Genomic DNA, 12,927 nt, shown 5'->3' with positions numbered 1-12,927 from the left:
CAATCCGCGGTAAGGGCTGGAAATCACAAAACAGTTTTCCTTGTGTGAGGAACCGGTCGCGGTGGCTGCGCGTTCTCGTCAGTGCCTCGTCACATTGGCGATACATCGATTCGCCATAAGGCGGGCGAACAGTGAAGGAACATGCCCGGATGCCGACCTTTTCCGCAGGCAAGATTGCCCGCACCTCGTACCGCAGCTTGTTCATTTCCGACCTCCATCTCGGCGCGCGTGCCTGTCGGTCGGGGCCGATCCTCGAGTTTCTGCGCGGGGTCGAGGCCGAGACCATCTATCTCGTCGGCGACATCTTCGATCTGTGGCACGGCGGGCGGCTGCATTGGGCGGCGGCACATGATCAGATCATGGCCGAGCTGCGGAGCCGGGCGAAGGACGGGACGCGGGTGGTCTATCTGCCCGGCAACCATGACGCCAAGATGCGCGCGCCCGGTGCGGCCATCGAGGGCTGGGAGCTGCGTGAGGCGGTGATCCACCACGGCGCAGACGGGCGGCGCTATCTCGTGCTGCATGGGGATCAATGCGATCCGCGGATTCTGCGCTGGCACTTCATGACCCGGCTCGGCAGCCGCATCGACGCCTCGCTGCGCCAGCTCGACGCCTATCTGCGTCGCCGCGCGGGGCTGACCGAATGGGAGCAGAGCTTTGTGGACCGGGTCTTTGCCTGGGCCAACGGCCTCTTGGCGATGGGTGACGGGTTTGAGCGCAAACTCACGCGGCTGGCCGAGGCGGCCGGTGCGCGCGGGGTGATCTGCGGTCATTCGCACAAGCCGGGCGTGCGCCTGCGCAGCGGCATCGCCTATGCCAACTGCGGCGACTGGGTCGACAGCCTCACCGCGCTGGCCGAGGATTTCGACGGGCGGCTGCAACTGGTGAGCTATGAGCGCGCCCCGGCGGCGGCGCTGCCGCGCCCGCTGCCCGCCCGTGCCGCCGAGGCCACACCCGAAAAAGGCGCCTTGGCCGAGGGGGCGATGTGATGCTGACGCTGCTGCTACTTCTGGTGCTTGTGCCGCTGGCGATCCACCTGCTGAGCGCGGTGCTGGCGGGCGCACGTTATGTGGGGCCCGAGCAGAGACCTGCGCAGGCGGATCTGCCGTTCGTGTCGCTTATCCGCCCGGTCTGCGGGCTCGATGCCTTTGACGAAGAGACGCTCGCCTCGTCCTTCGTGCAGGACTACCCGAGCTATGAGGTGATCTTCTGCGCCGCGCGAGAACAGGACGCCGCGGTGCCGCTGGTGCGGCGGCTGATCGCGGCGCATCCGCAGGTGCAGGCGCAACTGCTGATCGGCGACGTGGCGCAGACCGGCAACCCCAAGCTCAACAACCTCTTCAAAGGGGTCGCGGCGGCACGTAGCGAGCATCTGGTGATGACCGACAGCAACCTGCTGCTTGACCGCGATTATCTGACGCGGCTTGTGGCGACATGGCGCGAGGGCACCGGGCTGGTCTCGGCTCCGCCTGCGGGCAGCCGACCTGAAAACTTCTGGGGCGCGGTGGAATGCGCGTTCCTCAACAGCTCGCAGGGGCGCTGGCAACTGGCGGCGGACAGCCTTGGGCTGGGCTTTGCGCAGGGCAAGACGCTGTTCTGGCGACGCGATGTGCTGGAGGCGGGCGGCGGGCTGCGGGCGCTGGGGCGCAACCTCGCCGAAGACGTCGCCGCGACCAAGCTGGTGCGCGCACAGGGACTGAAGGTGCGGCTGTCTCAGCGGCTGTTCTCGCAGCCCATCGGCAGCCGGGCCGCGCGCACGGTCTGGGACCGGCAGCTGCGCTGGTCGCGGGTGCGGCGCGACGGGTTTCCGGGGCTTTTCATCGGTGAGATCGCGCAGGGGCCGCTGCTGGCGCTGCTGGGCCTTATCGGCGTGATCAGCCTTGGGGTGGCGCCGCTGTGGGCGCTGCCGGTGCTTCTGATCCTGTGGTACGGTGCGGAATGGACCCTGTGCAAAGTGGCGGGCTGGCCTGCCGGCGCGCGGGATGTCGCGGCCATGCTGATGCGCGACCTCTTGCTTCCGGCGATCTGGGTGGCCACATGGGCGGGGCGCGGAATCTCCTGGCGCGGAACGGATATGGCTCCCGGCAGCACACCCTCCTCGGCTGCGGGGCCTGCGGAGTAAGACCTTGATCGGACTGGAAACGGTAACCGCCCTCATCGCCAAGGAGGGGCTGGCGATCCTCGCCCCCATCGCCATGCTCGAAGGGCCGATCGTCACGGTGATCGCTGCGTGGCTAGCGAGCCGCGGCCTGCTGGACATCTGGAGCGTGACGCTGGTGGTGATCGTCGCCGATGTGGTTGGCGACGTGCTCTATTACGGCATCGGGCGCTGGGGGCTGACCCGGCTGCCGCAGCGCTGGCTGATGAAGATGGGGCTGAACCGGGCGCGTCTGGCGGCGCTGGCGGGGCATTTTCACCACAAGGGCGGGCGCACGCTGGTGGTCGGCAAGATCACCCATAGCGCCGGCGCGCCGATCCTTGTGGCCGCGGGCATGGCGCGCATGTCGCTGTGGCGCTTCTTCTGGGTCAACACGCTGGCGACCATCCCCAAAAGCCTGTTCTTCGTGGCGCTCGGCTACACGCTGGGCTCGGCCTACAGCCAGATCGACAATTGGATCGCCCGCGCCTCGCTGGTGCTTCTGGGCGGGCTGGTGCTTTTCGCCGTGGGCTGGGGGCTGCGCCGCGGGCTGAAGGTGGGAGTGAAGAAATGACCGAGATCGCGCTCAGCTGCATCATCCCCGCCTATAACGAGGCGCCGCGCATCGGCGGGGTGCTGCAGGCGGTGCTGGACCATCCGCTGATCGGAGAGGTCGTGGTGGTCGACGACGGCTCTGGCGATGGCACTGCCGAGGCCGCCGAGGCGGCGGGGCAGGGGCATGGGCATCTGCGGGTGCTGCGTCAGCCCCACAACGGCGGCAAGACACGCGCCGTCGCGCGCGGCATCGCCGAGGCGCGCGGGCAGCATGTGCTGCTTCTGGACAGCGATCTGCTGGGGCTGGGGCCAGAGCATCTGTCGGCCTTGGCCACCCCCGTACTGCAGGGCCATGCCGGGGCGGCGATCAGCCTGCGCCGCAACGCGCCGCTGCTGTGGCGGATGATCGGCATCGACTATATCTCAGGCGAGCGGGTGATGCCGCGCGCGGTTCTGGCCTCGCAACTGGCAGCGCTCGAGGCGCTGCCGCGCTTCGGGCTCGAGGTGTTCATGAACCGGCTGTGGATCGACGCGGGGCTGCGCGTGGCCGTGGTGCGCTGGCCCGAGGTGGAAAGCCCCTATAAGCACGACAAGCGCGGCGGCTGGATCGCCGGGCTGCGCGCCGATGTGGCGATGCTGGGGGATATTTTCCGCACCGTGCCGCCCACCGAGACGCTGCGGCAGGTGCTGGCGCTGCGCGCCCGGCGGGTCTGAGCGCCGATCTCGCGTCACAGCCCCCTTGATCGCGCCGGGCAGGCAGCCCAAGACTGCGCCGATGATTGATGCCTTTCTCCTGCCGCTGCAGCGCCGCCTGCTACACCCCGTCGCCCGCAAGCTTTATGCCGCCGGGATAAAGGCCGATTGGATCACGCTGGCGGGCTTTGGCTTTGGCCTCGCCGGGGCCGGGGCGGCGGCGCTTGGGCTTCCGGCACTGGCGCTGGTGGGGCTCGCGGCGAACCGTCTCGCAGACGGCTTGGATGGCGAGGTGGCGCGTATGGCCGGGCCGAGCGACCGGGGCGCCTTTCTCGACATTGCGCTGGATTTTCTGTTCTACGCGCTCTTCCCGCTGGGCTTTGCGCTCGCCGATCCCGAGGCCAACGCGCTCGCAGCGGCCTTGGTGATCGCCAGCTTCATTGGCACCGGCTCGTCCTTCCTCGCCTTCTCGCTGATCGCCGAGCGGCGCGGGATGACGGCGGAGGAGTACCCCTCAAAGGGCATCTACTACCTTGGCGGGCTCACCGAAGGCGCCGAGACCATCGTCTTTCTGGCGGCGATCTGCCTCTGGCCGGGTGCCTTCGCGCCGCTGGCCTGCATCTTTGCGGCGGCCTGCGCGATCACCACGGCGACCCGGATATTTGCCGGATGGCGGCTGTTCCGCTGATCGGCGGGGGATCGCCTTGCGGCTCGGGGCAGGGAACCTTGCAGGCGGCGCGCGGGTTTGTCCTGCAAGCCCCGGGAGGGGCATTGGACGAAACCCGGAGGAACCCATGTCCTTTGCAAACATCATTCGCCGTGGCGCCAAGAGCTATGCTGCGAGCACCCATCACAGCAACCGACCCGTGCGCCGCCGTCCGGTGAAGCGCAGCCACAGCCAGAAGCTGCGGCTGGCCGAACGGGCGCTGCGGGAGGTGAAGCGGCGCGTCTGACGCCCGACACGGCGCAGGTATATCAAAGCAGGTATATCAAACATGAAAAAGGGGCGGTCCCAAACGGGCCGCCCCTTTCCTGTGCGGGGGAGGTCCCCCGCGAAATCCGATGCTCAGGCGAGCTGGATGTTCACGGCGCTTTCGCGACCGTCACGGCCGGCTTGCAGCTCGTAGGTTACTTTCTGGTTGTCGGCGAGGCCGGTCAGGCCCGAACGCTCAACAGCCGAGATGTGCACGAAAACGTCCTTGGAGCCGCCATCGGGTGCGATGAAGCCGTAGCCCTTGGTGGTGTTGAACCACTTCACGGTGCCAGTTGCCATGGGTTAAACCCCTTTCCTGTCTTGTGCTGCCCACGGAACTGCGGCAGCCCGGCGTAGAAACGTCTGTATCGATAGACTGCGTGCCGGGTCGGAACTGGGTCGTCGAATAGAAGCCTAAGCGGCCTCAAGCGTTACATGGCAATTCTCTAATTTCAAGGGGATTCGGCCACTTCCGGGAGGGCCCCGGCCTTCAGGCGCTGAAGATAATCGGGATTTACACACGGCGTTTGGCGAAGGATCGCCGGTGCCTTGCAGGGACGCAGCGCGCCGGTCAGATCGGCCCACGCCTCTTAGTGGGCAGGATGGGGCCGGGACAGGGCTGGGACGGGGCCGGGAGGGGGCTTGCGGCGCGGCTGCCCTTGCGGCACCTCTAGGCGAAACAGGGAGACCATCGATGCAGCAACTGATGATCGGGATCGCCATGGGGCTGGGCGGCACCGTGGCCATGGACCTCTGGGCGCTCTGCCTGCATCTCGTGCTGGGCTATCCGCGTCCGGCATGGCGCAACCCTGGCCGCTGGGTCGCGCATGTGGCGCGCGGCAAGGTCTTCCACGACGATATAAACGCCGCCGAACCGGTGCCGGGCGAAAGCGCCATCGGCTGGGCCTTCCACTATGTGGTGGGGGCCATCTACGGCGTGCTCTTCGTGCTGCTTGCGGGGAAGGGCTGGCTGGAAGCGCCCACATGGGCGCCGCTCTGGGCCTTCGCGCTGATCACCATCGCGGCGGGATGGTTCTTGCTGCATCCGGGCATGGGGCTGGGCTGGGCGCTGTCGAAAACGCCCACCCCCTGGAAGGGGCGGGCGCTTGGTCTCATCGCCCATACCGTCTTTGGTCTGGGCATGTATGCGGTGGCATTGATCGCCACCTGAGCGTCAGATCATCGCCCAGTCGGTAAAGCGGAACGTGGGTTCTGGCTCGGGATCCCGTTTCTTCGGTGCCGACTGGCGCTGCTTCTGTGCGGACTGCGTGCTCATTTTGAACTCTTGAGGTCTATGCGTGTGTTTCGCGGAAGGCCTGGCGCTTCGCCGCATCTTCCGCGAGCGGGCACCTAATGATCCACGCGCCGGAACGAAAGACCCCGCGCACGAATGTGTACGCGGGGTCATCTTCATTTTCTGCAATGCTGGGCGGAGTGCCGCTCAGCGGGCGAATTTCTTGAACTTCACCCGCGTCGGTTCCAGTGCATCGGCACCGAGACGGCGCTTCTTGTCTTCTTCGTAGTCCTCGAAGTTGCCCTCGAACCATTCCACATGCGCTTCGCCCTCGAAGGCGAGGATGTGGGTACAGATACGGTCGAGGAAGAAACGGTCGTGCGAGATCACCACGGCGCAGCCGGCGAAATCGACAAGCGCGTCTTCGAGCGCCCGCAGGGTTTCCACGTCGAGGTCGTTGGTCGGTTCGTCGAGCAGCAGGACGTTGCCGCCCTCTTTCAGCAGGCGCGCCATGTGCACGCGGTTGCGCTCACCACCCGAAAGCAGGCCGACCTTCTTTTGCTGGTCGCCACCCTTGAAGTTGAACGCACCGCAATAGGCGCGGCTGTTGATCTGCGCGTCGCCGAGCTGGATGATTTCCGCACCGCCCGAGATCGCTTCCCAGACGTTGGCGTCCGGATCGAGATCGTCGCGCGACTGGTCGACATAGGACAGTTTGACCGTGTCGCCGTAGGTGACGGTGCCCTCGTCGGGCTGTTCCTGACCGGTGAGCATCTTGAACAGGGTCGATTTACCGGCGCCGTTGGGGCCGATCACGCCGACGATGCCGCCCGGCGGCAGCGAGAAATCGAGGTTCTCGATCAGCAGCTTGTCGCCCATGGCCTTCTTCAGACCCTCGACCTCGATCACCTTGCCACCAAGGCGCGGGCCGTTGGGGATGACGATCTGGGCACGGCCGACGCGCTCGCGCTCGGACTGGCCTGCCATCTCTTCATAGGCGGCGATACGGGCTTTCGACTTGGCCTGACGCGCCTTGGCGCCCTGACGCATCCACTCAAGCTCGCGCTCGAGGGTCTTCTGCTTGGCCTTGTCTTCGCGGGCTTCCTGCGCGAGGCGCTTGGCTTTCTGCTCCAGCCAGCTCGAATAGTTGCCCTCGTAGGGGACGCCACGGCCACGGTCGAGCTCGAGGATCCAGCCGGTGATGTCATCGAGGAAGTAACGGTCGTGCGTGACGCAGAGGATCGTGCCCTTGTACTCGATGAGGTGGTTCTGCAGCCAGGCGATGGTCTCGGCGTCGAGGTGGTTGGTCGGTTCGTCGAGCAGCAGCATGTCGGGCGCTTCAAGCAGCAGCTTGCAGAGCGCGACGCGGCGCTTCTCACCACCCGAAAGCGTGGTCACATCCGCCTCGTCCGGCGGGCAGCGCAGCGCTTCCATGGCGACGTCGATCTGGCTGTCGAGATCCCACAGGTTCTGCGAATTGATCTCGTCCTGCAGCTGCGCCATCTCGTCGGCGGTCTCGTCGCTGTAGTTCATCGCCAGTTCGTTGAACCGGTCGAGCTTGGCCTTCTTTTCGGCCACGCCAAGCATGACGTTGCCGCGCACGTCGAGCGAGGCATCAAGCTCGGGCTCCTGCGGCAGATAGCCGACCTTGGCGCCCTCGGCGGCCCAGGCCTCGCCCGAGAAGTCCTTGTCGATGCCCGCCATGATGCGGAGCAGGGTCGATTTACCGGCGCCGTTGACGCCGACGACACCGATTTTCACCCCGGGCAGAAAGCTGAGACGGATGTTCTCGAAGCATTTCTTGCCGCCGGGATAGGTCTTGGAGACGCCGTCCATGTGGTAGACGTACTGATAGCTGGCCATCGGTTCCTCCGGTGAAAAAGCTTTGCGGGGGTGTATGGCACCGCGACGGGGGAAAGCAAATGCCTTGTTTGCCGGGATACGGCCCGCTCCCTGTGGAAAAATGCGGTTGATCCCCGAGCGAAATCCTGTGTCTTTGGGCATTCATTCCTAAAGGAAGGGGCGCAATGCTCTGGAATGCGTATGAAACCGGCTTTCATCTGCGGGCCGGACAGAGGATCGGATTGCTCGGCGGATCGTTCGACCCGCCGCATGAAGGCCATGTGCGCATCACTCTGGAGGCGTTGAAGCGCTTTCGCCTCGACCGGATCATCTGGCTGGTGAGCCCCGGCAATCCGCTCAAGGTTCAGGGCCCGGCACCGCTGGAGGCGCGGATCGCGGCGGCCCGCGCGCTGATCCAGCATCCGCGGGTCATGGTCAGCGGCTTTGAGGCGCTGGCCGGGACGCGGCACACGGCCCGCACGCTGGCGCTGCTGCAGGCGCGGCACCCCGGTGTGCGTTTCACATGGCTGATGGGCGCCGACAATCTGGCGCAGCTGCACCGCTGGGAAGACTGGCGCGAGATCATGCGCCGGGTGCCGGTGGGGGTGCTGGCGCGTCCGGGCAGCCGGCTGGCCGCGCGCGAGTCGGTGGCGGCGGCGGTGTTTCGCCATGCGCGGCTGCCGAGCCGGGCCGCGGCGGTGCTGCCACTTGCCACGCCGCCGCGCTGGTGCTTCGTGAACCTGCCGATGTCGGACCTCAGTTCCACGGCCATTCGTGCGCGGACGCGCGCCGAACCGGCGCAAATGTGAAGTATTCGCGCGTGCAGGACGCTTGCTGCGCCTCACTCGCTTCGGTTAGATCCGCGGCATGAACCGCGGTCTGTCTCGTCGTCACTTTTTGTCTTTCCTCGCTGCGTCCGGTGTCTCCGCGGCTGCGGCCCCGGCGTTTGCTGGCGCGGTCGAACGGTCTTTGCGGCCGATTGGGCGCGGCGACAATGTTGCGCTGCGCACGCTCGACTCGCCCGAAGACCTGATCGCCAAGGCCAATCTTGGCGACGGGCTGGTCGGCTACGCGGTGCTCAGCGCCGCGACGGGCCAGCTGCTCGAGAGCCATCAGGGCACGCTGGGCCTGCCGCCCGCGAGTGTTGCCAAGTCGTTGACCGCCTCTTATGCGCTTGACACGCTGGGCCCGGATTACCGTTTCTCTACAGAGCTTTGGACCACGGGCGCGATCGTCGGCGGCGAGTTGAAGGGCGATCTGGTTCTGGTCGGCGGCGGCGATCCGACGCTGGACACCGACGGGCTGGCCGAGATGGCGCGCAGCCTTGCCGAGATCGGCATCAAGAAGGTGACCGGGCGCTTCATCGTCGATGGTGGCGCGCTGCCCTATGCGGCGCAGATCGACCTCGAGCAGCCGGTGCACGTCAGCTACAACCCGGCGGTTTCGGCGATCAACCTCAATTACAACCGCGTCAGCTTTGAGTGGGAGCGCGACGGCAACGGCTATGACGTCAGCATGGACGCGCCCTCGATGGCGGGGCGGCAGTCGGTGCGCATGGCGCATATGGCGGTCTCGGACCGCAATGGGCCGATCTACACCTATGCCGATCAGAACGGGCGCGACGAATGGAGCGTGGCCAGCCACGCGCTTGGCAAGGGCGGCTCGCGCTGGCTGCCGGTGCGCAAGCCCGAGCTTTACGCCGGTGAAGTGTTTCAGGCACTGGCTGGATCGCAGGGGCTGCAACTGCCCGAGCCGGTGATCGAGCATGGCGTCGAGACGGTGGATTCTGGTGGCGCGTCGCGAGAGCGAGCCGCTGCATGTGATCCTCAAGGAGATGCTGAAGTATTCCACCAACCTGACCGCCGAACTGGTCGGGCTGACCGCCACCCGCAAGCGGCTGGGGCATGCCGAATTGATCGTGCATTCTGCCGAGGTGATGAACACCTGGGCGCGTGACGAGCTGGGGCTGACCCATATTGCCATGACCGACCATTCGGGCCTTGGCGGCAACAGCCGGGTCGCGGCGGCGGATGTGGCCTCGGCGCTGCTGCAGGCCGAGCGGCGGCTGGGGCTGAAGCCATTGCTGAAGCCGATCACCATGCTCGACGGGCGCGGGCGACCGGTGCAGGATCACCCGCTGAAGGTGCACGCCAAGACCGGCACGCTGAACTTCGTCAGCGGTCTTGGCGGCTTTGTCGATATGCCGAGCGGCGAGCAACTGGTGTTCGCGATCTTCTGCGGTGACGTGCCGCGGCGCGACGCGATCCCGGTGGAAGAGCGCGAGCGCCCGCCGGGCATGCGTGAATGGAACCGCCGCGCCAAGGCGCTGCAGCAGGATCTGATCGAACGCTGGGCGGTGCGCTTCCCCAAGGGCACCGGACCCGAGCCTGCTGCTGCCGTGGCAAGCGCCAGCCCCGATGTCACGCCGACCACGCAAACCTCGTCCGGCAGTGTCGCCACGCCGCAAAGCGCCGCGCCCTGAATGGGGCGTGGAGGCGCCGCGCTCGCCCAGCCGGATGACCGGTAGGGCAGGCCAGCGGGGTGCTCACAATGCCAATGCGCCGAGGATCGGAAGCAGGCAAAGCAGCAGTGCAGCGAACAGGGTGAACCTATGACGGGTCACGTGATGACGTGACATGGGCTGTCTTCCTTGAAAATGCAGTGAAAACAGAAACAACTCGGAAAGAATGAGTGGTGGATTAAGTGCGGTAATGCGCACAATTACATCATATTCGAAAAACCGTCCGTCGTCACGCTGCGCTGCGGAAGGCGCGCAGGGATAGGGTGTTTTCCGCCCATGGCCACAACGCCCTGCCGAAACCGGGCAGGGCAGGGCAGGGGGTAGGGCCGGGTATAGAACGGGGTGCTTAGCCGTGCAGGTGACGGGCGCGGGCACCGCGTTCGATGGCGGCGGCATGCAGCCGGTCGATGTCGAGCTCGTAGCGGATTTCTTCGAGCAGCCGCAGTTCCTCTTCGCGCAGCGTGCCATCGGCGGCGGCCACATCGCAGGCCAGCGCATAGGCGGTCTCGTTCAGCCGCTCGGGCAGGTTGTCGCGCAGCAGGCCGAAGAGCGCGTCGAGCCCGTCTTCCTGTTCGAAGAGGTCGAACACCAGATCGGTGACCACGCGCATCCGGTCGATGTCGTAGTTGCTGAAGATCGGCAGCATGTTGACCGAGGATTCGATCTTCACCAGCTCGGCGGTACGCATGTTCTCGTCAGAGGCCGAGACCGCGATCATCAGGGCGACGAGGCAGTCTTGCGGGGTCATCGGATGCGGGGCGGCTTCAGACACTGGAATACTCCGGAAAAATCATGCTACGCGCAATTTATTGACCCCATGCCCCGGCTGCAATAGGACGCGGGCGCACTGCCCCGTGAATGGGGGCGTTTCTTCCCTAAGGAGTGTTTCAATGTCCGAACTGCGCGACGCAGCAATGAGCTCGAAGGCCTGGCCCTTTGAAGAGGCGCGCCGGGTGCTGAAACGCTACGAGAAGACGCCGCCCGAGAAGGGATATGTGCTGTTCGAGACCGGCTATGGTCCGTCGGGTCTGCCGCACATCGGCACCTTCGGCGAAGTTGCGCGCACCACGATGATCCGCCGCGCCTTCGAGGTGATCTCGGACATCCCGACCCGTCTGATCTGTTTCTCGGACGATATGGACGGCATGCGCAAAGTGCCCGAGAACGTGCCGAACCAAGAGCTTCTGCAGGAGAACCTGCAGCGCCCGCTGACCTCGGTCCCCGATCCCTTCGAGGAATTCGAGAGCTTTGGCCACCACAACAATGCCATGCTGCGCCGGTTCCTCGACACCTTCGGGTTCGAGTATGAGTTCTATTCGGCGACCGATTTCTACAAGTCGGGCCAGTTCGACGAGATCCTGCTGCGTTGCTGCGAGAAATACGATGATCTGATGAAGATCATGCTGAAATCGCTGCGTGAAGAGCGGGCCTCGACCTATTCGATCTTCCTGCCGGTCCACCCCGAGACGGGCCGCGTGCTCTACGTGCCGGTGAAGAATGTCGATGCCAAGGAAGGCACGATCACCTTCGACGATGACGATGGCAAGGAATGGACCGTTCCGGTGACCGGCGGCAACGTGAAGCTGCAGTGGAAGCCCGATTTCGGTGCTCGCTGGGCCGCGCTCGGCGTTGACTTCGAGATGTACGGCAAGGACCACTCGACCAACACGCCGATCTACGACGGCATCTGCCGCACGCTCGGCGTGCGCGCGCCCGAGCACTTCACCTATGAGCTTTTCCTCGACGAGAACGGCGAGAAGATCTCGAAGTCCAAGGGCAACGGCCTGTCGATCGACGAGTGGCTCACCTATGCCTCGTCGGAATCGCTGTCCTACTTCATGTACCAGAAGCCGAAGACGGCAAAGCGCCTGTGGTGGGACGTGATTCCCAAGGCGATGGACGAGTACCACCAGCAGCTGCGCGCCTATCCGACGCAGGATGCCAAGGCGCAGCTCAACAACCCGGTGTGGCACATCCACGGCGGTGACGTGCCCGAGACCAAGATGGTGGTGCCCTTCTCGATGCTGCTCAACCTCGCCTCGGCCGCCGGTGCCGAGGACAAGGAAGCGATGTGGGGCTTCATTCGCCGCTACGCGCCCGAGGCCGAGCCCAAGACGCATCCCGATCTCGACGCCGCTGCCGGTTACGCGGTGCGCTACTACAACGACTTCGTCAAACCGACGAAGCAGTTCCGCGCGCCCACCGATCAGGAACGTGCGGCGATGGAAGACCTTGCCGCTCAGCTTGAGGGCTACGATGGCGCGGTCGAGGACGAAGCGCTGCAGACCATGGTCTTCTCGGTCGGCAAAACGCATGAGTTCGAGAACCTGCGCGAGTGGTTCAAGGCGCTTTACGAGGTGCTGCTTGGCCAGAGCCAGGGGCCGCGCTTCGGCGGGTTCATCGCCCTCTACGGCGTCGACGAGACCGCGGCGCTGATCCGCAAGGGGCTGGCGGGCGAACTGGGCTGAGCCATTGGGCCTGACCTGCGGGTTTGACCTAACGTAAGTAAAGACTACCTCCCTGAGCATTCAGGGAGGTTTTTTTCATGCGCAAATGTCTTGCCGCATTTCTGCTGGCCGGGGCTCTGTCGGGCCCGGTCATGGCGCAGGAAGATGAGATCGCCGGCACCATCCGCAGCCAGATGGAGGCTTTTCTGGCCGAAGATGCCGAGACCGCCTTTACCTTTGCCAGCCCCGGCATTCAGGGGCTCTTTGGCACGCCGGAGAATTTCTCGCGGATGGTGCGCGAGGGTTATCCGATGGTCTGGCATCCCGGCGAGATTCGTTTTGGCGGGCTTGATGAGCGTGGCAACTATCTGGCGCAGAACGTTTATGTCACCGACACGGCGGGCCGCGCCCATGCTCTGGAATACCTGATGGAGCAGATCGACGGACGTTGGCGCATCGCTGGCGTGCGCCTTTTGGACCTGCCCGAAGCCTCGGTCTGAGCGCCATCTGCCGTTGCCTGTGGCG

Annotated in this window: 15 protein-coding genes; 12 read left to right on the top strand and 3 right to left on the bottom strand. The window is 65.4% G+C overall.

Features of this window, described 5'->3' with window-relative positions:
• Nucleotides 1-149: 149 nt before the first annotated feature.
• From ACXAD2_RS08790 to ACXAD2_RS08765, 6 genes are all read left to right on the top strand, one after another.
• Nucleotides 150-989 carry a UDP-2,3-diacylglucosamine diphosphatase gene (locus ACXAD2_RS08790; RefSeq protein WP_475169113.1) on the top strand — a complete coding sequence of 280 codons (840 nt, stop codon included), beginning with the start codon at nucleotides 150-152 and terminating at the stop codon, nucleotides 987-989.
• Nucleotides 989-2,122 (top strand): ceramide glucosyltransferase, encoded by a 1,134-nt coding sequence (locus ACXAD2_RS08785; RefSeq protein ID WP_475169112.1) that lies wholly within the window; start codon nucleotides 989-991, stop codon nucleotides 2,120-2,122. The genes ACXAD2_RS08790 and ACXAD2_RS08785 overlap by 1 nt, the downstream gene beginning before the upstream one ends.
• 4 nt (nucleotides 2,123-2,126) lie before the next feature.
• Entirely contained in the window at nucleotides 2,127-2,711 is a 585-nt protein-coding gene (locus tag ACXAD2_RS08780; RefSeq protein WP_475169111.1) for a DedA family protein, read from the top strand.
• Nucleotides 2,708-3,406, top strand: coding sequence for a glycosyltransferase family 2 protein (locus ACXAD2_RS08775; RefSeq protein ID WP_475169108.1), 699 nt, complete (start codon nucleotides 2,708-2,710; stop codon nucleotides 3,404-3,406). Before ACXAD2_RS08780 ends, ACXAD2_RS08775 begins: the two co-directional genes overlap by 4 nt.
• Nucleotides 3,407-3,467: 61 nt before the next feature.
• Nucleotides 3,468-4,073: a CDP-alcohol phosphatidyltransferase family protein gene (locus ACXAD2_RS08770; protein ID WP_475169107.1), complete on the top strand. Its 606-nt coding sequence runs from the start codon at nucleotides 3,468-3,470 to the stop codon at nucleotides 4,071-4,073.
• A gap of 106 nt (nucleotides 4,074-4,179) precedes the next feature.
• Nucleotides 4,180-4,338: a hypothetical protein gene (locus ACXAD2_RS08765; RefSeq protein ID WP_475169106.1), complete on the top strand. Its 159-nt coding sequence runs from the start codon at nucleotides 4,180-4,182 to the stop codon at nucleotides 4,336-4,338.
• A 113-nt stretch (nucleotides 4,339-4,451) separates the two neighbouring features.
• Here the strand turns inward: ACXAD2_RS08765 and ACXAD2_RS08760 are convergent, their stop codons facing one another.
• Nucleotides 4,452-4,658, bottom strand: coding sequence for a cold-shock protein (locus tag ACXAD2_RS08760; RefSeq protein WP_066104551.1), 207 nt, complete (start codon nucleotides 4,656-4,658; stop codon nucleotides 4,452-4,454).
• A gap of 394 nt (nucleotides 4,659-5,052) precedes the next feature.
• Between ACXAD2_RS08760 and ACXAD2_RS08755 the strand changes: the two genes are divergently transcribed.
• Nucleotides 5,053-5,529 carry a DUF2938 domain-containing protein gene (locus ACXAD2_RS08755; RefSeq protein ID WP_475169104.1) on the top strand — a complete coding sequence of 159 codons (477 nt, stop codon included), beginning with the start codon at nucleotides 5,053-5,055 and terminating at the stop codon, nucleotides 5,527-5,529.
• A gap of 270 nt (nucleotides 5,530-5,799) precedes the next feature.
• Here the strand turns inward: ACXAD2_RS08755 and ettA are convergent, their stop codons facing one another.
• Nucleotides 5,800-7,455, bottom strand: coding sequence for an energy-dependent translational throttle protein EttA (gene ettA / locus ACXAD2_RS08750; protein ID WP_475169102.1), 1,656 nt, complete (start codon nucleotides 7,453-7,455; stop codon nucleotides 5,800-5,802).
• Nucleotides 7,456-7,619: 164 nt separating this feature from the next.
• On the opposite strand from ettA, the gene ACXAD2_RS08745 reads away from it, so the two are divergent.
• The 3 genes from ACXAD2_RS08745 to ACXAD2_RS08735 all read left to right on the top strand — a co-directional run bounded on the left by ACXAD2_RS08745 (nucleotide 7,620) and on the right by ACXAD2_RS08735 (nucleotide 9,916).
• The gene (locus ACXAD2_RS08745; protein ID WP_475169101.1) at nucleotides 7,620-8,243 is read left to right on the top strand and encodes a nicotinate-nucleotide adenylyltransferase; all 624 of its coding nucleotides are present in this window, start codon (nucleotides 7,620-7,622) and stop codon (nucleotides 8,241-8,243) included.
• A 160-nt stretch (nucleotides 8,244-8,403) separates the two neighbouring features.
• Nucleotides 8,404-9,390, top strand: coding sequence for a D-alanyl-D-alanine carboxypeptidase (locus ACXAD2_RS08740; protein WP_475169100.1), 987 nt, complete (start codon nucleotides 8,404-8,406; stop codon nucleotides 9,388-9,390).
• Nucleotides 9,272-9,916 carry a D-alanyl-D-alanine carboxypeptidase gene (locus ACXAD2_RS08735; protein WP_475174794.1) on the top strand — a complete coding sequence of 215 codons (645 nt, stop codon included), beginning with the start codon at nucleotides 9,272-9,274 and terminating at the stop codon, nucleotides 9,914-9,916. The genes ACXAD2_RS08740 and ACXAD2_RS08735 overlap by 119 nt, the downstream gene beginning before the upstream one ends.
• Nucleotides 9,917-10,301: 385 nt before the next feature.
• Here the strand turns inward: ACXAD2_RS08735 and ACXAD2_RS08730 are convergent, their stop codons facing one another.
• Nucleotides 10,302-10,727, bottom strand: a complete 426-nt coding sequence (locus tag ACXAD2_RS08730; protein WP_083191212.1) for a tellurite resistance TerB family protein — start codon at nucleotides 10,725-10,727, stop codon at nucleotides 10,302-10,304.
• A gap of 118 nt (nucleotides 10,728-10,845) precedes the next feature.
• On the opposite strand from ACXAD2_RS08730, the gene ACXAD2_RS08725 reads away from it, so the two are divergent.
• Nucleotides 10,846-12,423 (top strand): lysine--tRNA ligase, encoded by a 1,578-nt coding sequence (locus ACXAD2_RS08725; protein WP_475169098.1) that lies wholly within the window; start codon nucleotides 10,846-10,848, stop codon nucleotides 12,421-12,423.
• Nucleotides 12,424-12,500: 77 nt separating this feature from the next.
• Entirely contained in the window at nucleotides 12,501-12,902 is a 402-nt protein-coding gene (locus ACXAD2_RS08720) for a DUF4864 domain-containing protein (protein WP_475169097.1), read from the top strand.
• Nucleotides 12,903-12,927: the final 25 nt, after the last annotated feature.

This window comes from Salipiger sp. ABN3_019, from assembly GCF_056158605.1.
Note: the sequence above shows the minus strand (reverse complement) of the source record. Positions and strands in the feature narration are given on the sequence as shown.

Coding starts and splice junctions, on each gene's coding strand:
- ACXAD2_RS08725 (WP_475169098.1), top strand. CDS start 10,846: ATGTCCGAACTGCGCGACGCAGCAATGAGCTCGAAGGCCTGGCCCTTT.
- ACXAD2_RS08755 (WP_475169104.1), top strand. CDS start 5,053: ATGCAGCAACTGATGATCGGGATCGCCATGGGGCTGGGCGGCACCGTG.
- ACXAD2_RS08760 (WP_066104551.1), bottom strand. CDS start 4,658: ATGGCAACTGGCACCGTGAAGTGGTTCAACACCACCAAGGGCTACGGC.
- ACXAD2_RS08775 (WP_475169108.1), top strand. CDS start 2,708: ATGACCGAGATCGCGCTCAGCTGCATCATCCCCGCCTATAACGAGGCG.
- ACXAD2_RS08790 (WP_475169113.1), top strand. CDS start 150: ATGCCGACCTTTTCCGCAGGCAAGATTGCCCGCACCTCGTACCGCAGC.
- ACXAD2_RS08745 (WP_475169101.1), top strand. CDS start 7,620: ATGCTCTGGAATGCGTATGAAACCGGCTTTCATCTGCGGGCCGGACAG.
- ettA (WP_475169102.1), bottom strand. CDS start 7,455: ATGGCCAGCTATCAGTACGTCTACCACATGGACGGCGTCTCCAAGACC.
- ACXAD2_RS08720 (WP_475169097.1), top strand. CDS start 12,501: ATGCGCAAATGTCTTGCCGCATTTCTGCTGGCCGGGGCTCTGTCGGGC.
- ACXAD2_RS08785 (WP_475169112.1), top strand. CDS start 989: ATGCTGACGCTGCTGCTACTTCTGGTGCTTGTGCCGCTGGCGATCCAC.
- ACXAD2_RS08765 (WP_475169106.1), top strand. CDS start 4,180: ATGTCCTTTGCAAACATCATTCGCCGTGGCGCCAAGAGCTATGCTGCG.
- ACXAD2_RS08770 (WP_475169107.1), top strand. CDS start 3,468: ATGATTGATGCCTTTCTCCTGCCGCTGCAGCGCCGCCTGCTACACCCC.